Source organism: Luteimonas sp. FCS-9, from assembly GCF_001014645.1.
Classification (GTDB): Bacteria; Pseudomonadota; Gammaproteobacteria; order Xanthomonadales; family Xanthomonadaceae; genus Luteimonas.
In genome coordinates, this window is sequence record NZ_LASZ01000011.1 from 116,630 (window position 1) to 137,465 (window position 20,836).

15 protein-coding genes are annotated in these 20,836 nt (G+C 72.0%); 8 read left to right on the forward strand and 7 right to left on the reverse strand.

Translation table 11 applies throughout. From position 1 onward, the window contains the following. Position 1: 1 nt before the first annotated feature. The 6 genes from ntrC to aceB all read right to left on the reverse strand — a co-directional run bounded on the left by ntrC (position 2) and on the right by aceB (position 8,986). On the reverse strand, positions 2-1,429 hold the full coding sequence (gene ntrC / locus WQ56_RS11270; protein ID WP_047137197.1) for a nitrogen regulation protein NR(I): 1,428 nt from the start codon (positions 1,427-1,429) through the stop codon (positions 2-4). After that, the gene (locus tag WQ56_RS11275; protein WP_052772979.1) at positions 1,426-2,529 is read right to left on the reverse strand and encodes an ATP-binding protein; all 1,104 of its coding nucleotides are present in this window, start codon (positions 2,527-2,529) and stop codon (positions 1,426-1,428) included. The genes ntrC and WQ56_RS11275 overlap by 4 nt, the downstream gene beginning before the upstream one ends. Positions 2,530-2,589: 60 nt before the next feature. Then, on the reverse strand, positions 2,590-5,484 hold the full coding sequence (locus WQ56_RS11280) for a type 2 lanthipeptide synthetase LanM family protein (protein WP_052772974.1): 2,895 nt from the start codon (positions 5,482-5,484) through the stop codon (positions 2,590-2,592). Between the two features lie 3 nt (positions 5,485-5,487). Next, complete coding sequence (locus tag WQ56_RS11285; protein ID WP_047137199.1) at positions 5,488-5,694, reverse strand: DUF6229 family protein; 207 nt, start codon at positions 5,692-5,694, stop codon at positions 5,488-5,490. Between the two features lie 258 nt (positions 5,695-5,952). Beyond that, the gene (aceA, locus tag WQ56_RS11290) at positions 5,953-7,284 is read right to left on the reverse strand and encodes an isocitrate lyase (RefSeq protein ID WP_047137200.1); all 1,332 of its coding nucleotides are present in this window, start codon (positions 7,282-7,284) and stop codon (positions 5,953-5,955) included. A gap of 112 nt (positions 7,285-7,396) precedes the next feature. Next, positions 7,397-8,986: a malate synthase A gene (aceB, locus tag WQ56_RS11295; RefSeq protein ID WP_047137201.1), complete on the reverse strand. Its 1,590-nt coding sequence runs from the start codon at positions 8,984-8,986 to the stop codon at positions 7,397-7,399. A 164-nt stretch (positions 8,987-9,150) separates the two neighbouring features. Here aceB and WQ56_RS11300 point away from each other — a divergent pair, with 164 nt between their 5' ends. Then, positions 9,151-10,119: a LysR family transcriptional regulator gene (locus tag WQ56_RS11300; RefSeq protein WP_047137232.1), complete on the forward strand. Its 969-nt coding sequence runs from the start codon at positions 9,151-9,153 to the stop codon at positions 10,117-10,119. A gap of 40 nt (positions 10,120-10,159) precedes the next feature. Here the strand turns inward: WQ56_RS11300 and WQ56_RS11305 are convergent, their stop codons facing one another. Continuing rightward, entirely contained in the window at positions 10,160-11,218 is a 1,059-nt protein-coding gene (locus tag WQ56_RS11305; RefSeq protein ID WP_047137202.1) for a LysR family transcriptional regulator, read from the reverse strand. Between the two features lie 381 nt (positions 11,219-11,599). Here WQ56_RS11305 and WQ56_RS11310 point away from each other — a divergent pair, with 381 nt between their 5' ends. The 7 genes from WQ56_RS11310 to WQ56_RS11340 all read left to right on the forward strand — a co-directional run. Next, entirely contained in the window at positions 11,600-12,424 is an 825-nt protein-coding gene (locus WQ56_RS11310; RefSeq protein ID WP_052772975.1) for an SDR family NAD(P)-dependent oxidoreductase, read from the forward strand. After that, the gene (locus tag WQ56_RS11315; protein ID WP_047137203.1) at positions 12,421-13,608 is read left to right on the forward strand and encodes an efflux RND transporter periplasmic adaptor subunit; all 1,188 of its coding nucleotides are present in this window, start codon (positions 12,421-12,423) and stop codon (positions 13,606-13,608) included. Before WQ56_RS11310 ends, WQ56_RS11315 begins: the two co-directional genes overlap by 4 nt. Before the next feature lie 112 nt (positions 13,609-13,720). Further along, positions 13,721-16,903 (forward strand): multidrug efflux RND transporter permease subunit, encoded by a 3,183-nt coding sequence (locus WQ56_RS11320; RefSeq protein ID WP_047137204.1) that lies wholly within the window; start codon positions 13,721-13,723, stop codon positions 16,901-16,903. Positions 16,904-16,925: 22 nt separating this feature from the next. Beyond that, positions 16,926-17,678 (forward strand): SDR family oxidoreductase, encoded by a 753-nt coding sequence (locus WQ56_RS11325; protein WP_047137205.1) that lies wholly within the window; start codon positions 16,926-16,928, stop codon positions 17,676-17,678. Beyond that, complete coding sequence (locus WQ56_RS11330; protein ID WP_197076482.1) at positions 17,675-19,120, forward strand: efflux transporter outer membrane subunit; 1,446 nt, start codon at positions 17,675-17,677, stop codon at positions 19,118-19,120. The genes WQ56_RS11325 and WQ56_RS11330 overlap by 4 nt, the downstream gene beginning before the upstream one ends. Before the next feature lie 214 nt (positions 19,121-19,334). Next, positions 19,335-19,763 carry a hypothetical protein gene (locus WQ56_RS11335; RefSeq protein ID WP_197076483.1) on the forward strand — a complete coding sequence of 143 codons (429 nt, stop codon included), beginning with the start codon at positions 19,335-19,337 and terminating at the stop codon, positions 19,761-19,763. A gap of 133 nt (positions 19,764-19,896) precedes the next feature. Then, on the forward strand, positions 19,897-20,836 hold a 940-nt coding region (locus tag WQ56_RS11340), incomplete at its 3' end, for an IS481 family transposase (RefSeq protein ID WP_156170512.1).

Here is a 20,836-nt window from a genome sequence, read left to right on the forward strand (position 1 = left end):
GTCAGCCGCGGCGGCCGCGCGCGCCGAGCTTGCGGGTCAGCGTGTTGCGACCCACGCCCAGGCGCACCGCGGCCTCGGCGCGGCGCCCGCCGGTCTGCGCCAGCGCGGTCTCCAGCAGCGCACGGTCCAGGCGCTCGCGCGCCTGTGCGTGCAGGTCGGCATCGCCGGCACGCAACCGCGCATCGGCCCAGGCACGCAACGCGGTCTCCCAGTCCTCGGGCGCGGCCGGGACCGACGCGTCCGGCCGTACCGCCTCCGGGCGCGCCGGCAGCAGGCCGTCGAGATCCTGCGGCGCGACCAGGTCGGCGGGCGCCAGCGCGGCCAGCCGCCAGCACAGGTTCTGCAGCTCGCGCACGTTGCCCGGCCAGTCGTGCTCGCGCAGGCGCAGCAGCGCGCCGCGCCCCAGGCGCTTGGGCGGCGCGTCGAGCTTCGCCGCGGCCGCCTGCAGGAACCGCTCGGCCAGGCGGGGCACGTCGTCGCGTCGCTCGCGCAGCGGCGGCAGGCGCAGCCGCACCACATCGAGGCGATGCAGCAGGTCGGCGCGGAAGCGGCCCTGCGCGACCAGCGCCTCCAGGTCCTGGTGGGTCGCCGCGATCACGCGCACGTCGACCCGGATCAGCTCGCGACCGCCGACGCGGAAGAACTCGTCCTCGGCAAGCACGCGCAGCAGCCGCGTCTGCAGCGAGGCGGGCATGTCGCCGATCTCGTCGAGGAACAGCGTGCCGCCATCGGCCTGCTCGAAGCGCCCGACATAGCGCCGCGACGCGCCGGTGAACGCGCCGGCCTCGTGGCCGAACAGCTCGCTCTCGAGCAGCTCGGCCGGGATCGCCGCGGTGTTGAGCGCGACGAACGGCCGCCGCGCGCGCGGCGACTCGCGGTGCAGCGCGCGCGCGACCAGTTCCTTGCCGGTGCCGGTCTCGCCGGTCACCAGCACCGAGACCGGGGCCTGCGCCAGCCGGCCGATCGCGCGGAACAGCTGCCGCATCTGCGGTGTGTCGCCGACGAGCGCATCGGCCCCGGTCGCATCCTCCTCCCGGGGCACGGCCGGGGCCGGCTCGCGGTCGCCGAGCACGCGCGCGGCCAGCGCGACCGCCTCGTCGAGATCGAACGGCTTGGACAGGAATTCCTGCGCGCCGCCGCGGAAGGCGCCGGCGGTGCTGGCGACGTCGGTGTAGGCCGACATCACCACGACCGGCAACTGCGGGTGCGCCTGCTTGAGCGATTCGAGCAGTTGCAGTCCGCTGTCGCCGGGCATGCGCACGTCGGTGAACAGCAGATCGGGCGCCGGCCGCCGCGCCAGCGCCTCGCGCACCGCCTGCGCGCCGTCGAAGCCGGCCACGTCGTAGCCGGCCTCGCTGAGCGCGGTGGCGAGCACGAAGCGGACCGCGCGGTCGTCGTCGACGACCCAGATGCGGGGTGCGGGCGTCATGGGCGTGCGGCCTCCCGGGCGGCGTCCGCGCCCGTCTGTGTATCGCCAGGAACGGCGGTCGCGGCGTCGAGCGGCGGGAACGGCAACTGCAGCGTGAACACGGTATGCCCGGGGCGCGAGCGGTAGACGAGCGCGCCGCGGTGCTCGCGCGCGACCTGCTGCGCCAGCGCCAGGCCCAGACCGCTGCCGTCCGCGCGGCCCGACACCAGCGGCAGGAAGATCTGCTCGACGAGATCCCCGGGCACGCCGCGGCCGTCGTCGACGACCTCGAGCCGCAATGCCATCGCATGCACCTCGTCGCCGATGCGCACCGCCAGCGCTGCCCGGGTGCGCAGCGTGACGTTCGCCGCGCCGGCCTGGATCGCGTTGCGCACCAGGTTCCAGATCGCCTGCGTCAGCCGGTCGGCATCGCCCGACAGCTCGGGCAGACTGGGGTCGTAGTCGCGGATCATCCGCACCGCCCAGCCGGCGTCGGCCTCGGCCAGCCGCAGCACGTGCTCGAGCACGCCGTGGATGTTCAACGGCCGGTGCGGCTGCGGCGCCTGCGGCGAGAGCAGCTGGTCGACGAGCGCGCCGAGCCGCCCGACTTCCGACTCGACCAGCGCGACCAGTTCGCGCATCTCGCCATCACCGGCGCGGCGCGCCAGCAGCTGCGCCGCGCCCTTGAGTCCGGCCAGCGGATTGCGCAGTTCGTGCGCCAGCCCGCGCAGCGCCGCCGACAGCGCCAGCGGCATCGCCAGTGCGGGATCGGCGCCGGGGAACTCGTCGACCGGGTGCGCTTCCAGCAACACCCCGCCATCGCCGCCGCGCGACACCCAGGCATCGGCGAACCGCGGCTCGCCGCCGAGAAACGCCAACGCCAGGCGCCGCAGCCGCAGCGGTGCGTCGCTCTCGTCGCCGGGCTGGCGCAGCGCGTGCCGCAGCGTCTCGCCCTCGACCTCCAGCGCCGCCAGCGGCTGCTCGACCAGCCGGCGCCGGCCCACCCCCAGCCAGCGCGCGAACGCCAGGTTGCAGTCGCGAATGCGACCGTCGGCGCCGGTCCACACCAGCGGCGTGGCCAGCGCATCGAAGACGGGGGAGGGCGGGACGGCGGCAAGCATCGCACCAATGTAGTGCATCGCCGGTCCGGCGGCGACGCGCGCCGTGCCGCATCGACCTTCCTACGTGCCCTTCGCGGCTGGCGCGTCCCCCATCACCATGACCGACGGCAGCCCGCAGTCCGGATGCGCGCGCAGTAGCTGGTAGACGACGCCACTCAGGCCGCCCATCAGGCCGGGGGCGTACGCCGTGCCGGCCAGGCCGCACACCGGACCATGCTGCTCCAGGCTAGCGAGGATCGCGGCCAGCAACGCCCGATCGTCGAGCCCCCGCGGACCGAGCCCGGCGCGAACCGCCAGGTCCAGCAACTCCCAGGCCCCCATGTCGCCATGGCAGATGCCGTGGTTGAGGCCGACGCCGTGTCGCCATGCGGTGTCCGCCGCAGCGGCGATCCGGGCGCGGACCGGCGGCGCGTCGAGATCGCGATGACGATCGGCCAGGGCCAGGCCGATGCCAACCGCGCCATGGCACCACGCGGCCGGCGCCTGGGCGCCCTCGAGCATGCGCAGGTCCAGCCAGTTCCCTGTCTCGGGGCGGTACAGCCGCTCCTCGAACGCGGCCGCCTGCAACGAGGTCTCCTCGAACCGCGCGTGGCCGCTGGCGCCGGCCAGCCTGGACAACGCCCAGCCGATACCGGTGACGCCGTGGGCGAATCCGCCCATGCCTTGCGGCCAGCGGTCGTGCGTCCAGTACGCCACGCCATCCTCGCGCCGCGCCGAGTCGCACAGACGGTCGCCCAGGTCGACGGCCATGTCGAGATAGCGGGTATCGCCGCTGGCGTCCGCCAGCAGGATCAGCGGCACGATCGCGCCCGCCTTGCCGCTCAGCACGTCGCCGACATCGTCTGCCGCTGCGGCCTCGGGCACCAGGTCCGCGAGCCTGCACGCGTGCGCCAGGCCTTCACCCTGCACCACACCCCAGCGCTCGAGCATCAGCCAGGTCCAGACCTGCGAACCGAGCCCGATGTAGCCGCCCAGCGCCGGTGGGCGTGGCTGCTTGACGCGGCCGCGCCGCAGGAATGACTGCGTTTCGGCCAGCCGCATGGTCGCCAGCAGATCCGACAGCAGGGCGTCGACGCCGGGCACGACGTCCGCGCGCCCGGCGCGCATCTCCCGCTGGTACGCCGCGGCGAGCAGTGCGATGCCGGAGATCCCGCCGTACAGGTCCTGTCCCAGCGGCTGCACGGTCCGCCCGGCCGGCCCCAGCACCGACGCGATCCACGCCACGCTCCCGTCCTCGCCGCGAAGGCTGGAGTCCATCAGCAACGCCATCATGCGTGCCGCCTGGCGGCGCCGGCGCGATTCGAGATCGTCGAGGCGCGGCGTGTCCACGCGCAACGCGACCACCGGCTCCGACCAGACATCGCTCTCGTAGGCGCTGACCAGCGTGGACTTGATGACCTCGCGTTCCAGCCCCCAATCGGCCTGCCGCCAGTGCTGCAGCGACGCGGCGACCAGGTCGCGGGGCGCGAGCCACGTCGTGCCCCTGGGCCCCTGCAGCTGGCCGTGGCCCGGCGTCGTGGCGAAGAACGGGATGTCGCCCTCGAGGAGGTCGGCGATCTCGGCCGCGATCACCGCATCGTCGCTGGGTGCGAGCGCCTTCTGGTCGGCCATCTTCGCGAGCAGCTCGTGCGCGCGGTGCTCGGCCTCGACCTGCTTGTGCAGCGACACCGGATGCCAGAGCATGCGCCCGAGCTCCGCATAGGCTTCGGTCGACCGGGGCACGACGCGGATCGGGCACGGCGCGAACCGTTCGAGCTGAGGCGCCAGCGCGCCCGCCGCGTCCAGCCGCTGCAGCATCTGCGTGGTGTCGTCGAATCCCTGCACGATCGATGGCCAGTGCAAGCCCAGGGACGGCCGTTCGCTGGGATGGTTCTGCGCGGGCCGCGCCTGCGCCATGACCGTGCCCATGCGCGCATCGTCCGAGCCCGACTGGACGATGCGCGACTGCGGCACTAACGGCTGCTGGCCCGGCAGCGCGCCGACCCCGGACACATCGACGCCGCGCCAGCCCAGGCCACTTCCTCGATTGGGAAGCAGCCCGATGTTCATCACGCTGCCGCTGATGCGTTCCGAAGCGAGGTCGAATGCCTGCCCCATGCCCGAAACGACCGGCTTGAGCCGCGGCGCGAACAGGGTCTCGCAGTCGATGATGACCGGGCACGCACCATGCGCGATCAGGTTCTCGGCATGCAGGTCGCAGCCCCCGAGCAGGCGCATCAGCGCGAGCCATTGCCCGATGCCGCGGTAGAAGCCCGGCAGTTGCGCGTCATCGTCCACGTGGCGATGCGCGACGAATTCGGTCCAGCCGTGCTCGCCCCGGTCGAGGGCGCGCGGCACCCCGATGTGTCGCTGCATCGCGCCTTGGGCCATGACCGCGTCGACGAACGCGCCCAGCGCGCAGTCGATCGCGACCGATCGCGGCTTGTAGACGATGCTGCCGTGCTCGCAATGCACGAGCATCACGGCCTTGCCGCCCCGATGGCTGTCGCCCGCGCTCAGCGTCAGCGCCTGCAATTCGCCCAGCGGTGCGCCGTGGAAGGCATCGAGCATGACGCGATCGGCCGCGAACCGATGGGCGAACTCGGCGATGCTCGCGCAGCGGTTGCGCACGATCGCCTGCACGCGCGACAGCAGCGTCGGATAGTGACGGGACAGCGATCGCCAGAAATCGAGTGTGGCGGCCTGCACGAGGAATGCCTGCCATCGTTCGCTGCCGGTCTCGCCGGTCAACTGCCCGTTGACGCGAGCTGCATTGAGCTCCAGCAGCAGCAAGCGGCTCAACTTGCCGTCCAGCACCGCAAGCAGGCTGGCCTGGGCGCCACGAAGAATGAGGGAACGCTCGCTCTGGGCGAGTTCGGCGATCGATGCGAGCCGGGCTGCCAGATCGTCGATGGCCTCGACGGTCAGGCAGCCCAGCGTTTCACCGAAATCGCCTGCGGTCGTTGCAGGCTTCATCGATCAACGGCAGACGATCGTGATCGATCCCGTGCAGTCGGCGCAGTTCGTACAGTTGAAGACGGTCAGCGAGACGTCGCCGCCGGCGATGTCCGCCTCGGCGTACTCGCCGCCGAGGAACAGGGCCCCTGCCGGGTTGTCCGCGCCGGCGTACTCGCGCCACTCGGAGGCCTGGTCGAACTCGTATTCGCCGTGATTCAAGTCGTTCATGACATCTACTCCTTTCCTGTGAGTGAAGAGTCGAACTACCACGTGCCAGTGGTCCTTGGAACCGAGATACCGCAACCTCGCGTCGCGGCATTCCGAACCGCTGACACCAGTCGATTCTCTGGACTTCACCCCGAAACTACAAGTCCACGCGCTGCGATGCCACGACGGCAGCGAGCGTGACATCGCGAACAGCGACCGCCGTCGCATATCCAATCTTACGCGCGTCGCATTGGATGCTGCAGCGCGATGATGCGCGACTCAGGCCGCCCGGGTGCCGTGAAACTGCGCCTCCTCCGTCGAGCCGGTCAGCGCGGTCACGCTGGACGCGCCGCCCTGGATCACGGTGGTCACGTCGTCGAAGTAGCCGGCGCCGACCTCCTGCTGGTGGGACACGAAGGTGTAGCCCTGCTCGCGGGCGGCGAACTCGCGCGCCTGCACCTGCTCGACGTAGTGCTTCATGCCCTCGCCGCGCGCGTAGTCGTGCGCGAAGCGGAAGCTGTTGAACCAGTTGATGTGGATGCCGGCCAGGGTGATGAACTGGAACTTGTAGCCCAGCGCCGAGAGTTCGTCCTGGAACGAGGCGATCCGGCGGTCGTCGAGGTTCTGCTTCCAGTTGAAGCTCGGCGAGCAGTTGTAGGCCAGCAGCTTGCCGGGCGAGGCGGCCTGCACGGCCTGGGCGAACTCGCGCGCAAAGCCCAGGTCCGGCGTGCCGGTCTCGCACCACACCATGTCGGCGTAGGGCGCGTACGCCACGCCGCGGCTGATCGCCTGCTCCAGGCCGTTGCGGACCTTGTAGAAGCCCTCCGCGGTGCGCTCGCCGGTGACGAACGGCGCATCGTTGGCGTCGACGTCGGAGGTCAGCAGCGTCGCGGCCTCGGCATCGGTCCGCGCGAGCACGATCGACGGCACGCCGAGCACGTCGGCGGCCAGGCGCGCGGCGACGAGCTTCTGCACCGCCTCCTGCGTGGGCACCAGCACCTTGCCGCCCATGTGGCCGCATTTCTTGACCGCGGCCAGCTGGTCCTCGAAGTGCACGCCGGCCGCGCCGGCGACGATCATGTGCTTCATCAGTTCGTAGGCGTTGAGCACGCCGCCGAAGCCGGCCTCGGCGTCGGCGACGATCGGGAGGAAGAAGTCGATCGCCTCGCGCGCGTCGAGCTTGCCGTCGACGATGTTCTTCCACTGGATCTCATCGGCGCGCTGGAAGGTGTTGTTGATCCGGCGCACCATCGCCGGCACCGAGTCGTAGGCGTACAGCGACTGGTCGGGATACATGGTCTCGGAGGTGTTGCCGTCGGCGGCGACCTGCCAGCCCGACAGGTACACCGCTTCGAGCCCGGCCTTGGCCTGCTGCATCGCCTGGCCGGCGCTGATCGCGCCGAACGCGTTGACGTAGCCCTTCCGCGCCTCGCCGTTGACGAGCGCCCACAACCGCTCGGCGCCGCGGCGCGCCAGCGTGTGCTCCGGCCGCACGCTGCCGCGCAGGCGCACGACGTCGGCCGCGGCGTAGGGTCGCCGGATGCCGGCCCAGCGCGGGTCGGTGGTCCATTCGTGCTGCAGGGCGTCGATCTGATGCTGGCGGGTGGTCATGGCGGTGTCCTCCAAGTCGGATTCGGGATTTCGTTCGTTTGCGGCCGTGCAGCCCACGGCCGGGAAGCGGACGGCGGTCACGCCCATCGCGGCCGGGCCCGCGTTTGCCGGGTCAGTCGAGGCGCTCGTACGCCGGTAGCGTCAGGAAGTCCGCGAGCGTGTCGCGCAGCGTCAGCACTTCGAGCATCGCGATGGCCTCGGGCACGCGGGCGGCGCCGGGGATCGGCTGGCGGGCCAGGCGCGAAGGCAGCGACAGCAGCACGCGGTCGAACAGCGCGTCGTCGATCGCGGTGCCGTCGTCGAGGTGCAGCGGCGTGCCGGGCGCACCGCCATCGCCGGCATCGGCGTGGTGCAGCCATTGCCACAGCTGCGCGCGGGCGATCTCGGCGGTCGCCGCGTCCTCCATCATCCCGTGGATCGGCACGCAGCCGTTGCCGTCGAGCCAGGCGGCGAGATAGCGCACGCAGACCTCGACGTTGCCGGCAAAGCCCGCATGCGTGATCGTGCCCAGCGGCGGGGCGATCAGGTCGTCGCGCTCGACCAGCACGTCGTCGCGCGTCATCGCGTGCTGGTGCGGGCCGCGCATGCGCGTGTCGAACACCGCCTGCGCGATCGGGATCAGCGCCGGATGCGCGACCCAGGTGCCGTCGTGGCCGGCGGTGACCTCGCGCAGCTTGTCGGCGCGCACCCGGTCCATCGCCGCCTCGTGGGCGACCGGGTCGCCCGGCACCGGGATCTGCGCGGCCATGCCCCCCATCGCGTGCGCGCCACGACGATGGCAGGTCTGGATCAGCAGTTCGGAGTAGGCGGTCAGGAACGGCTGGTCCATCGTCACCTGCCCGCGCTCGGGCAGCACGCGGTCGCGGTGGCGGCGGAAGGTCTTGATGTAGGAGAAGATGTAGTCCCAGCGCCCGCAGTTGAGGCCGGCGATGCGCCCGCGCAGTGCGTGCAGGATCTCGTCCATCTCGAACGCGGCCGGCAGCGTCTCGATCAGCACCGTGACCCGGATCTGCCCGGCCGGCAGGCCCAGCGCGCGCTCGGTGTGCGCCAGCACGTCCTCCCACAGCTGCGCCTCCTCCATCGACTCGAGCTTGGGCAGGTAGAGGTAGGGGCCACGGTCGCGGGCGGCCAGCGCGTGGGCGTTGTGGAACGCGAACAGTCCCGCGTCGAACAGCGCGGCCGACATCGGCGTGCCGTCGACGCAGGCGTGCTTCTCGTCGAGGTGCCAACCGCGCGGGCGCACGATCAGCACCGCCTGCCGGTCCTCGGGCAGCAGCGCGTAGCGCTTGCCGTTGCCCTCGAAGACCAGGGTGCCGGCGACCGCCTCGCGCAGCGCGCGCTGGCCGGTCAGCAGGTTGGCCCAGGTCGGCGAGGTCGAATCCTCGAAGTCGGCCATGTAGCAGCGGGCGCCGGCGTTCAGCGCGTTGATGACCATCTTCGGGTCGACCGGGCCGGTGATCTCGACGCGGCGGTCGCGCAGCGCGGCCGGCGCCGGCGCCACCTGCCAGGCCGATTCGCGGATGCCACGGGTGTCGGCGCGGAAGCCGGGCAGGGCGCCGGCGTCGAACGCGGCCTGGCGGACGCGGCGCGCGTCGAGCAGCGTCTGGCGCCGGGGCTCGAACCGCAGGTGCAGGTCGGCCAGGAACGCGCGGGCATCGTCGCCGAGCAGATCGGCCGGGGTCCCCGTAGGCAGCCGGAGCATGGGGCCGGAAGAAGGCGGGTGCGGTTTGACGACGGCGTTCATCGGGGGTCCTTTCGCCCGGGAAGGGCGCTGATGCGGTGCAGCAGACCGTCCTCCGCAGCGGGGTATTTGACAAACGAGTTCTGTCAATGGCTACTATCAGCCAGGCTTATAGTCACTAGATGATGGCTCGCAAGTCCCCGCCAGCATTGCGCTTTCCGTACAAGAGCGACCGGCTCAAGCCGCTGCGCGCGTTCTGCCAGACGACCCGGCTGGGCTCGGTCTCGCGCGCTGCCGAAGCGCTCTACGTCAGCCAGCCGGCGATCTCGCTGCAGTTGCAGGCGCTCGAACGCGAGCTGGGCGTCCCGCTGCTCGAACGCAGCGGCCGGCGCTTGGTGCCCACGCGCGCAGGCGAGGTGCTCTACGGCCTGGCGCTGCCGCTGGTCGAAGGCATCGATGGATTGCCGGCGGCGTTCCGCCGCGAGGTCGGCGGCCTGGATGCCGGCGCGCTCACGGTCGCGGCGAACAGCTCGACGATCCTCTACCTGCTGCCCAAGATCGTCGACGTGTTCCGCCGCCAGCACCCCGACGTGCGGCTGACGCTGCAGGACGCGATCACCGCCGACGGCACCGACCTGCTGCGCAGCGACGCGGTCGACCTTGTGGTCGGCTCGATGGTCGACGTGCCGCCGGATCTCGACTACGCGCCGGTCTACCGCTTCGAGCCGATCCTGCTCACGCCGCCCGACCATGCGCTGGCGCGCGCGAAGCGGCTCACGCTCGAAGAGATCGGGCGCTACGGGCTGATCCTGCCGCCGAAGCGGCAGATCACCTACCGGCTCGTCGACCAGGTGTTCCAGCAGGCGCGCGTGCCCTACACCGTCGCGCTGGAGGTCGGCGGCTGGGAGGTCATCAAGCAGTACGTCGCGATGGGCATGGGCATCTCGATCGTCAGCGCGATCTGCCTGGACGCCGGCGACGGCGCGCGGCTGGCGACGCGCCCGGTCTCGGAGTGGTTCCCCGCGCGCAGCTACGGCGTCGTGGTGCGCAAGGGCAAACTGCTCTCGCCGCAGGCGCGCGCGTTCGTCGAGCTGATCCGCCCGGACCTGTTCGCCGGCCGCGACGGCACCGGCGGCGGGCACTCGGAACGCTAGGACGCCGCGCCCGTGGCGCGCGGCGACGGAGCCGCAGCGGCTACGCCTGCGTGGTCGCGGGCTCGGCGCGGGCGAGATCGGGCGCCTGCGCGGTGGCGCGACGCGAGGCCTTCTCCAGCTGCGCCAGCGCGACGTCGCCGGCAGCCTTAGCCTCCATCGCCTGCTTCTGGACCATGCACAGCGTCTGCATGTGGTCGGCGTCGAAGTTCAGCCGCTCGATCAGGAAGTCGACGAACGCGCGCACCTTCGGCGAGACCAGCCGGCCGCCGGCGAACACCGCGTTGAAGTCGACCTCCGGCCCGGTCCAGCCGGCGAGCACGCGCTGCACCATGCCGGCCTCGACGAACGCCTTGGCCATCACGTCGCCGGTCAGCATCAGGCCTTCGCCCTTGATCAGCGCCCAGTTGAGCGCGGCCGGGTCGTTGCCCACCAGCTGCGGGTTGACCGGGAACTCGCGCAGCGCCTGGCCGTCGGTCAGCGACCACACGAAGCGGCCGTTGTGCGGGTTGCGGCTCTTGCGCATCACCAGCGTGCGGTGGTGCTGCAGGTCGTCGGGATGCAGCGGCTCGCCGTGCTTCTCGATGTAGGCCGGGCTGGCGAAGACCTGGGTGCGCAGGCTGCCGAGCTTGCGCGCGACGAAGTTCGAGTCGGGCAGGGTGCCCACGCGCAGCGCGAGATCGGCCTCGCCGGCGATCAGGTCGAGCTGCTCGTTGCCCATGTGCATGTCGAGCAGGATTTCCGGGTACTGCGCCTGGAAATCGCCGAGCAGCGGCGCGATCCAGGTGATGCCGATCGAGTAGGGCACGGTGAAGCGCAGCCAGCCACGCGGGCCGCCCTGCAACTGGCCGACCGCGGCCTCGGCCTCCTCGAGTCCGCGCGCGATGCGCTGGCAGTGCTCGTGGTAGACCGCGCCGGCCTCGGTCAGGCCCAGGCGGCGCGTGGTCCGGTGCAGCAGCCGCGCGCCCAGCCGCTGCTCGAGCTCCTGCACCTTGCGGCTGACGGTGGTCTTGGGCAGGCCGAGCGCATTGGCCGCGGCGATGAAGCTGCCCTGCTCGACCACCTTGACGAAGATCAGCGTGTCGTTGAGATCGTGGGCCATCTGCGTGCTCCTGGCGGGGACGGACGCGATTGGCCCGTTCGAGGGACAATTATTCCCTCGAATCGGGACTAATCAAGTCCGGGATCGACGCCTATCGTTTGCGGCCTCCCCCGACCGGAGTCCGCCGGTGTCCCTCGACCGTTCCGTTCCCAGCGCGCGTGCCGTCCCGCTTCCCGGTCGCACGGCCGCGTCCCGGCGTCGCCTGGAAATCCCGCCGAATCAGTCGTCTAGCGCCCGCATCGCCGCCCCCCGGCGGGCCCGTGGCGGTGGGTTCGACTGGCGCCGGGTATGGGCCTGGCTGGGCACGCCCTCGGCCATCGCACCTCTCCCCACGACGGTCGAATCCCGGTTTTCGGGAGACAAAATCCCATGACCGGGACAATGTCGCCACTGCTCGTGCTCGGTGCGACCGGCACGATCGGCGCGCGCCTGGTCGCCCGCGCGACGGCCGACGGCCGACGGACGATCGCGGTGGCCCGCGACGACGCTGCGCTGGCCGCGCTGCGCGAACGCCACGGCGCGAACGTGCTGCCGCTGGCCGCGACGCTGTCCAGCGATGCCGATGCCGCCGCGCTCGCGGCCCGGGTCGCGGCGCTGGCCGGGCCGCGACCCGGCGCAGTGGTCGCCGCGATCCGCGGCATCGCGTCCGCCCACCGGCTGCTCGACGCGCCGGCCGACTTCCTGCGCCGGCGGCTCGACGAGGACCTGCTGCCGCACCTGGCGGCCGCGCGGCACCTGTTGCCGTTGCTCGCACCGGTGCCCGGTGGCGCCTACGTGCTCGTCGGCGGCCCCGGCGCCGAGCAGCCATGGTCGGGCTATGGCCACCGCTCGATCGGCGCGGCCGCGCTGCGGATGCTCGCCCGCGTGCTGCACGAGGAGGCGCGCACGCTGCCGGTCCGCGTGCAGATGCTGGCGATCGACTCGCCGGTGCGCACGGCGCACAACGCCGCGCACGCCTGCGCGCAGTGGCCAGACGCCGACGCGATCGCCGACTACGCGCTGCGCATGGTCGACGGCCGCCTGCGCCCCGACGCCGCGCTGCTGCGCTTCCCGTCCGACGGCCCGGTGCGCCCGCCGGGCCTGTCCGACGACATCGACCTCGCGCCGCCGCCGTGCGTCCCCGCATCGCCCCACGACACCGCCGCGCAGGCGCTGCTGCAGCGCATCGCGGCCCGTTCCCGATCCCCCCAGGAGTTCCGCTCATGACCCCCACCCCGACCCACGCCCGCGCCCGACGCGCCCTGGCCGTCCCGCTGCTGGCGGCCGCGATCGCCGTCGCCGTGGCCGGCTGCGACAGCCGCGCCGAATCGGCCGGGCCGCCGCCACCGCCCGAGGTCGGCGTCGCCGCCGTGCTCGCCGAGCCGGTGAAGGACTGGAACGATGCCACCGGCCGGATCGCCGCGGTCGAGAGCGTCGAACTGCGCCCGCGCGTGAGCGGCCATGTCGAGCGCGTGGCCTACGCCGAGGGCGACGAGGTGAAGCGGGGCGACCTGCTGTTCGTCATCGACCCGCGCCCGTACCGCGCCGCACTGCAGCGCGCCGAGGCCGAGCTCGCCCGCGCCCGCGCCGAAGCGCAGCTGGCGACCACGCGGCACGATCGCGCGCAGTCGCTGATCGAGGCCAGCGCGATCTCGCGCGACGATTTCGAGGCCCGCAGCGCCGGGCGCGCCGAGGCCGAGGCCGCGGTGCGCGCCGCGCAGGCCGCGGTCGAGACCGCGAAGCTGGACCTGGCGTTCACCCAGGTCCGCGCGCCGGTCGACGGCCGCGCCGGGCGTGCGCTGCTGACCACTGGCAACCTCGCCCAGGCCGACGCCTCGCTGCTGACGACGGTCGTCTCGCAGGACCCGGTGCATGTCTACTTCGAGACCGACGAGCGCACGTTCCTGCGGCACCAGGCGATGGCCCGCTCGGGTGCGCGCACCGCCGGCCACAACGCGGTGCGCGTGGGCCTGGCCGACGAGACCGGCCACCCGCATGCCGGCACGGTCGACTTCCTCGACAACCAGGTCGATCCGGCGACCGGCACCGTGCGCGCCCGCGCCGTGCTGCCCAATCCCGATCGCCGCTTCACCCCGGGCCTGTTCGCCCGCGTGCAGCTTGAGGGCGCGACGGCGCGCGAGGCGGTGCTGATCGACGACAAGGCCGTGCTGACCGACCAGGACCGCAAGTACGTCTACGTGCTCGGCGAAGGCAACACCGCCCAGCGCCGCGACATCGTGCCCGGCCGCATGGTCGACGGCCTGCGCGTGGTCGAGTCGGGCCTGGCGGCCGGCGACCGGGTGCTCGTCGACGGCGTGCAGAAGGTCTTCGCGCCGGGCATGCCGGTCTCGCCGGTCGAGGCCGCGATGCGCGGCGGCAAGCCGGCCGACGAGGCCGTCGCGACGCGCTGACGCGGGGCTTTCCCGCGACCGGACCCACCGTCGTTCCCGCGCAGGCGGGAATGACGGGCGCACTTTTCCCGTTTTCCCCTGCGGCCCGCAGGCCGCCCACAAGGATGCTCCCGTGGACTTCTCCCGCTTCTTCATCGACAGGCCGATCTTCGCGGCGGTGCTGTCGATCGTGATCTTCGCCGCCGGGCTGATCGCGATCCCCTCGCTGCCGATCGGCGAGTACCCCGAGGTCGTGCCGCCGTCGGTGGTCGTGCGCACGGTCTACCCCGGCGCGAACCCCAAGGTCATCGCCGAGACCGTCGCCACGCCGCTCGAGGAGGCGATCAACGGCGTCGAGGACATGATGTACGTCAAGTCGGTCGCCGGTTCCGACGGCGTGCTCGTCACGACCGTGACCTTCCGTCCCGGCACCGATGCCGACGATGCCGCGGTGCGCGTACAGAACCGCGTGGCGCAGGCGCTCTCGCGACTGCCCGAGGACGTGCGCCGGCAGGGCGTGACGACGCAGAAGCAGTCGCCGACCTTCCTGATGGTCGTGCACCTGACCTCGCCCGACGCGCGCTACGACACGCTGTACCTGCGCAACTACGCGCGGCTCAACGTCAAGGACGCGCTGGCCCGGATCGAGGGCGTGGGCGATGCGCAGATCTTCGGCGGCGGCGACTACGCGATGCGCGCCTGGCTCGACCCCGAGCGCATCGCCGCGCGCGGCCTCACCGCCGGCGACGTGGTGCGCGCGATGCGCGAGCAGAACGTGCAGGTCTCGGCCGGCCAGCTCGGCGCCGAGCCGATGCCCGGCAACAGCGACTTCCTGACCCTCATCAACGCCCAGGGCCGGCTGCGCGACGTCGACGAGTTCGGCGACATCGTGCTCAAGCGCGGCGACGACGGCACCATCGTGCGGCTGGCCGACGTCGCCCGGCTGGAACTGGGCGCAGGCGACTACACGCTGCGCGCCCAGCTCGACGGCAAGACCGCGGTGGGCATCGGCATCTTCCAGGCGCCGGGCGCGAACGCGCTGGAGATCCGCGATTCGGTCATCGCCACGCTCGACGACCTGTCGGCCCGCTTCCCCGAAGGCGTGAAGTACGAAGCCGTCTACGACACGACCAGCTTCGTGCGCGACTCGATCAAGGCCGTGGTGACCACGCTGCTCGAAGCGGTCGCGCTGGTGGTGCTGGTGGTGATCCTGTTCCTGCAGACCTGGCGCGCGTCGATCATCCCGTTGCTCGCGGTGCCGGTGTCGATCGTCGGCACGTTCGCGGTGCTGCACCTGCTGGGCTTTTCGATCAACACGCTCACGCTGTTCGGCCTGGTGCTGGCGATCGGCATCGTCGTCGACGACGCGATCGTCGTGGTCGAGAACGTCGAGCGCAACATCGAACAGGGTCTCGCCCCGCTCGCGGCCGCGCACCAGGCGATGCGCGAGGTGTCCGGCCCGATCGTCGCGATCTCGCTGGTGCTGTGCGCGGTGTTCGTGCCGATGGCGTTCCTCGACGGCGTGACCGGCCAGTTCTACAAGCAGTTCGCGGTCACCATCGCGATCTCGACGGTGATCTCGGCGATCAACTCGCTCACGCTGTCGCCGGCGCTGGCCGCGCGCCTGCTGCAGCCGCACGGCGCGCCGAAGGACCGCCTCTCGCGCGGCATCGAGCGCGCGTTCGGCTGGGTGTTCCGCCCGTTCAACCGGTTCTTCGGCGCGAGCGCGACGCGCTACGAGCGCGGCGTCGGCCGCATCCTCGGCCGCCGCGGCCTGGTGTTCGTGGTCTACGCCGGCCTGCTGCTGGCCACCGGCCTGCTGTTCAAGACGGTGCCGCCGGGCTTCATCCCGGTGCAGGACAAGCTGTACCTGATCGCCGGCGTGAAGCTGCCCGAGGGCGCGTCGATCGCGCGTTCGGACGCGCTGCTGCGCAAGGTCACCGACCTGGCGATGGAGACCGAGGGCGTCTCGCACGCGATCGCGTTCCCGGGCCTCAACGCGCTGCAGTTCACCAACACGCCCAACACCGGCGTGGCCTTCATCACGCTCGAACCGGCCAGCGCGCGCGGCCGTTCGGCGGCGGAGATCAACGCCGAGATCAACGGCAAGATCGCCGGGCTGCGCGAGGGCTTCGCGTTCTCGATGATGCCCCCGCCGATCCTGGGCCTGGGCAACGGCTCGGGCTACTCGATGTTCGTCCAGGACCGCGGCGGGCTCGGCTACGGCGCGCTGCAGGACGCGGTCAACGCGCTGACCGGCACGATCGCGCAGACGCCCGGCATGGGCTACCCGATCACCAGCTACCAGGCCAACGTGCCGCAGCTCGACGCCATCGTCGACCGCGACAAGGCCAAGGCGCAGGGGGTGCCGCTGACCGAGCTGTTCGACACGCTGCAGACCTACCTGGGCTCGGCCTACGTCAACGACTTCAACCAGTTCGGGCGTACCTGGCAGGTCATCGCCCAGGCCGACGGCGGCTTCCGCGACAGCGTCGAGGACATCGCCAACCTGCGCACGCGCAACGAGCGCGGCGAGATGGTGCCGATCGGTTCGGTCGTCGACATCCGCCAGACCTACGGGCCCGACCCGGTGCTGCGCTACAACGGCTACCCGGCCGCGGACCTGGCCGGCGAGTCGGACCCGCGCGTGCTGTCGTCGGCCCAGGCGATGGCCGCGGTCGCCGACATCGCAGGCAAGGTGCTGCCGCCGGGCATGACGATCGAGTGGACCGACCTGAGCTACCAGCAGTCGACCCAGGGCAACGCCGCGCTGATCGTCTTCCCGCTCGCGGTGCTGCTGGCGTTCCTGGTGCTGGCCGCGCTCTACGAGAGCTGGACGCTGCCGCTGGCGGTGATCCTGATCGTGCCGATGACGATCCTCTCGGCGCTGTTCGGCGTGTGGCTGACCGGCGGCGACAACAACGTGTTCGTGCAGGTCGGCCTGGTCGTGCTGATGGGCTTGGCGTGCAAGAACGCGATCCTGATCGTCGAATTCGCCCGCGAGCTGGAACTGCAGGGCAAGGGCATCGTCGACGCTGCTCTGGAAGCGTGCCGTCTGCGCCTGCGCCCGATCGTCATGACCTCGATCGCGTTCATCGCCGGCGTCGTGCCGCTGATGCTCGGCAGCGGCGCCGGCGCCGAAGTCCGCGCGGTCACCGGCATCACCGTGTTCGCCGGCATGGTCGGCGTGACCCTGTTCGGCCTGTTCCTGACCCCGGTGTTCTACGTCGCGCTGCGCAAGCTCGCCAACCGTCCGCTGGTGTCGCATGCACCGGCCGATGCCCCGACGGCGCACGTCGCGCCGGCCCATTCCTGATTCCCCCGCAAGGAGTTCCCCCATGTCCGTTTCCGATTCCCGCATCGCCCTGGTCACCGGCGCCACCCGCGGCATCGGCCTGGAGACCGTGCGCCAGCTCGCCACCGCCGGCGTGCACACGCTGCTGGCCGGCCGCGACCGCGACCGCGCCGTCGCGGCCGCGCTCAAGTTGCAGGCCGAGGGCCTGCCGGTCGAGGCGATCGCGCTCGACGTCACCGACGCGGCCAGCATCGCCGAGGCCGCGAAGACGATCGAGGCCCGCCACGGCCGTCTCGACATCCTCGTCAACAATGCCGGCATCGTCGTCGACGACCCGGCCAAGGGCGCGGCCGGCCAGTCGCTCGAGACCTGGCGCACGACGTTCGAGACCAACGTGTTCGGCCTGATCGCGACCACGCAGGCGCTGCTGCCGCTGCTGCACAAGTCGGCATCGGGCCGCATCGTCAACGTGTCGAGCCTGCTCGGCTCGATCAGCCAGCACCAGGACCCGGCGTCGTTCATCTACGACATGAAGGGCGTGCCGGCCTACAACGTGTCCAAGAGCGCGGTGAACGCGTGGACCGTGCACCTGGCGCACGTGCTCAAGGACGCCGGCATCAAGGTCAACACGATCCACCCCGGCTACGTGCGCACCGACATGAACAAGGCCGGCGACGAGCAGAACGGCGAGCTCGAGGTCGTCGACGGCGCGAAGACCAGCGTGCGGCTCGCGCTGATCGACGACGACGGCCCGACCGGCGGCTACTTCTACCTGGACGAGTCGCTGCCGTGGTGACCCGTCCACTGATCGCGACATTGGCCGCGGCGCTGCTCGCCGCCTGCGCCGTCGGGCCGGACCACGTGCGGCCGTCGATGGCGGTGCCCGAGACGTTCGGCGCGGGCCAACTCGCGCCGGATGCGCCGGCCCCCGCGCCTGCGCCGGCCGACGGCGCGTTCTGGCAGGCCTTCGGCGATCCGCAGCTCGCCGCGCTGGTCGACGACGCGCTGGTCGCCAACCACGACCTGCGCATCGCGCTCGCCCGCTTCGACCGCGCCAACGCGCTGCTGCGCGGCGCGCGCTTCGACCAGCTGCCGACGATCGACGCCAGCGGCCGGGCCGCCAGCAGCCGCGCCAGCGCCGACCAGGCGCCGGGCGTGCCGCGGGGCGCGCGCGACACGGACGCGTTCGAGGCCGGCATCGGCGCGAGCTGGGAACTCGACCTGTTCGGCCGCGTGCGCCGCGGAGTCGAGGCCGGCCGCGCCGAGGCGGCCGCGAGCGCCGACGACCTGCGCGCGCTGCAGGTGGCGATCGTCGGCGAGGTCGCGACCGCCTACCTCGACCTGCGCGGCCTGCAGGAACGGCTGCGCGTGGCGACCGAGAACGCCGGCAACCAGCAGCACACGCTGGCGCTGGTCGAGGCCCGCCGCAACGCCGGGCAGGACAGCGACTTCGACAGCGCGCGCGCCTCGGCGCAGGCCGCCTCGACCGCGTCGCGGATCCCGGCGCTGGAGGCCGAGATCGCGGTCGCACTCCATCGCATCGCGGTGCTGACCGGCCGCACGCCCGATGCATTGCGCGATGCCCTGGCGACCGCGCGCGCGCTGCCCGCGGTGCCGCGCGCGATCGATCCCGGCACGCCGGCCGACGTGCTGCGACTGCGCCCCGACGTCTCGGCCGCCGAGCACCGGCTGCACGCCGCGACCGCGCGCGTCGGCGTCGCGACCGCCGACCTGTTCCCGCGGCTCACGCTCGGCGGCCTGATCGGCAGCCAGGCCGGCGACGTCGACGCGCTGTTCGGCCGCGACAGCGAGACCCGGCTCGTCGCGCTCGGCATCGACTGGTCGTTCCTCGACATCGGCCGCGTGCGCGCCCGCATCGCCGCGGCCGACGCCGACGCCGCGCTCGAACTCGCGCGCTACCAGCAGACCGTGCTGCGCGCGCTCGAGGACACGGGCAACGCGCTCGCGCGCTTCGACCGCGCCCACGACGAAGACGTCGAGCTCGAACGCGCCGCCCGCGACAGCGCCCGCGCCGCCCGGCTGGCCCGCATGCGCTTCGAGGCCGGCGCCACCGGGCTGCTCGACGTGCTCGACGCCGAGCGCACGCAGCTGCAGGCCGAGGACGCGTTCGCCGCGGGCCGGACCCGCACCGCGACCGGCGCCGTCGCGCTCTACCGCGCCCTCGCCGGCGGCTGGCCGCAATCCCTGCCGACGCGCGAGACCGCGGCCATGCGCTGACGCCGGCCGCTCGACCCGCGGCGGATGATCTGTAGGAGCGCGCTCGCGCGCGAACAGGCGTTCCCGGCAAATGCCCCATCGCGCGCGAGCGCGCTCCTACAGGTTCAGTCGCCCGGCAGTTGCACCCGGTTCAGACGTTGCACCGACACCGACACCGACGCCCGCATCGCGCCACGCCTGCCAGGCTCGACATGCCTCGCCATGGAGCCGCAACGTGACACGATCGGTGCATGCAATACGCCACGTGCTCGGGCTGGCGCCGCTGGGCCGTGCCCGGATCGCCGGCCTCGCGGTCGTGTTCGTCTGGTTCTTCGTCGGCGGCATCGCGCATTTCGCGCTGACCGACCTCGAGATGCGGATCGTGCCGCCGTGGATCCCGTGGCCGCGCGCCGCGGTGCTGGTCAGCGGCGTGTTCGAACTCCTCGGCGCCGTCGGCCTGCTGTGGCATCGTACGCGCCGCGCGGCGGGGATCGGCCTGTGCCTGCTGACCCTCGCGGTGACGCCCGCGCACATCTACATGCTGCAGCGGCCCGAGCTGTTCGACGTGCCGCTGTGGGCGCTGTGGCTGCGCCTGCCGGTGCAGGTCGCTCTGCTCGCGCTGATCCTCTGGGCCACGCGCCGACCGGCACGCGGCGCGTGCTGAGCGAGGTCGTGTGCGTCGTACGCGGACCTGACCCGCCCGCGCATGCATCGCCGACGACGCCGCGAACTGCGGCCCCCACCCAACCCTCCCCCGCTGTATAGACCGGACACATGGTGGACGGGTGTTCGGGGACATGGTGGACACATTCAAGCTCGGCATTTCGGTCCGACAGGAGCGCGCGATGCCGTGGCAGGAGGTGTCGACGATGACGTTGCGTGAGGAGTTCACCCGGTTGGCGCTGCGGGATGGCGCCAACCTTCGGCAGTTGTGTCGCCGATTCGGGATCAGCCCCACGACGGGCTACAAATGGCGGGCGCGTGCACGGTCGGGTGAGCCGCTATCGGATCGCTCTCGCCGGCCCCATGCCACGCCGCTGCACTGCGCGCCGCAGGTCGAGGCCTTGATCGTGGGGTTGCGGACGCAGCATCCGGCCTGGGGCGCGCGCAAGCTGGCGCGTCGGCTGGAGGTGCTGGGCCATGCGATGCCAGCCGTCAGCACCGTGCATGCCGTCCTGCGCCGCCACGGTCTGATCTCGCCTGCCGCCTCCCAGGCAGCCCAGCCTTGGCAGCGCTTCGAGCACCCGGCGCCCAACGATCTGTGGCAGATGGACTTCAAGGGCTATGTCCCGATGCATCGGGGCCGATGTCATCCGCTGACCGTACTCGATGACCATTCCCGCTACGCCTTGGTCCTGCAGGCCTGCGGCGAGGAGACGCGCGATACCGTCATCGGGCACCTGACCACGGCCTTCCGGCGCTACGGCGTGCCGCTGCGGATGACCATGGACAACGGCGCGCCCTGGGGCACCGATGGCGCCCACTACACCCGACTCGATCTATGGCTGATGCGGCAAGGAATCCGCGTCGGCCATTCGCGGCCGTTTCATCCACAGACACAAGGCAAGGACGAACGCTTCCACCGCACGCTGAAGGTCGAAGTGCTGCAGCACACGCCCCTGATCGACCTCGCCCAGGCGCAACGCGCTTTCGATGGCTGGCGGGCCATCTACAACCAGCAGCGCCCACACGAGGCGCTGGGGATGGGCGTGCCGGTCGATCGCTATCGCCCTAGCG

Excerpts from the sequence above, each read along its gene's own strand:
- ntrC (WP_047137197.1), bottom strand. The coding sequence starts at position 1,429 with ATGACGCCCGCACCCCGCATCTGGGTCGTCGACGACGACCGCGCGGTC.
- WQ56_RS11275 (WP_052772979.1), bottom strand. The coding sequence starts at position 2,529 with ATGCTTGCCGCCGTCCCGCCCTCCCCCGTCTTCGATGCGCTGGCCACG.
- WQ56_RS11280 (WP_052772974.1), bottom strand. The coding sequence starts at position 5,484 with ATGAAGCCTGCAACGACCGCAGGCGATTTCGGTGAAACGCTGGGCTGC.
- WQ56_RS11285 (WP_047137199.1), bottom strand. The coding sequence starts at position 5,694 with ATGAACGACTTGAATCACGGCGAATACGAGTTCGACCAGGCCTCCGAG.
- aceA (WP_047137200.1), bottom strand. The coding sequence starts at position 7,284 with ATGACCACCCGCCAGCATCAGATCGACGCCCTGCAGCACGAATGGACC.
- aceB (WP_047137201.1), bottom strand. The coding sequence starts at position 8,986 with ATGCTCCGGCTGCCTACGGGGACCCCGGCCGATCTGCTCGGCGACGAT.
- WQ56_RS11300 (WP_047137232.1), top strand. The coding sequence starts at position 9,151 with ATGGCTCGCAAGTCCCCGCCAGCATTGCGCTTTCCGTACAAGAGCGAC.
- WQ56_RS11305 (WP_047137202.1), bottom strand. The coding sequence starts at position 11,218 with ATGGCCCACGATCTCAACGACACGCTGATCTTCGTCAAGGTGGTCGAG.
- WQ56_RS11310 (WP_052772975.1), top strand. The coding sequence starts at position 11,600 with ATGTCGCCACTGCTCGTGCTCGGTGCGACCGGCACGATCGGCGCGCGC.
- WQ56_RS11315 (WP_047137203.1), top strand. The coding sequence starts at position 12,421 with ATGACCCCCACCCCGACCCACGCCCGCGCCCGACGCGCCCTGGCCGTC.
- WQ56_RS11325 (WP_047137205.1), top strand. The coding sequence starts at position 16,926 with ATGTCCGTTTCCGATTCCCGCATCGCCCTGGTCACCGGCGCCACCCGC.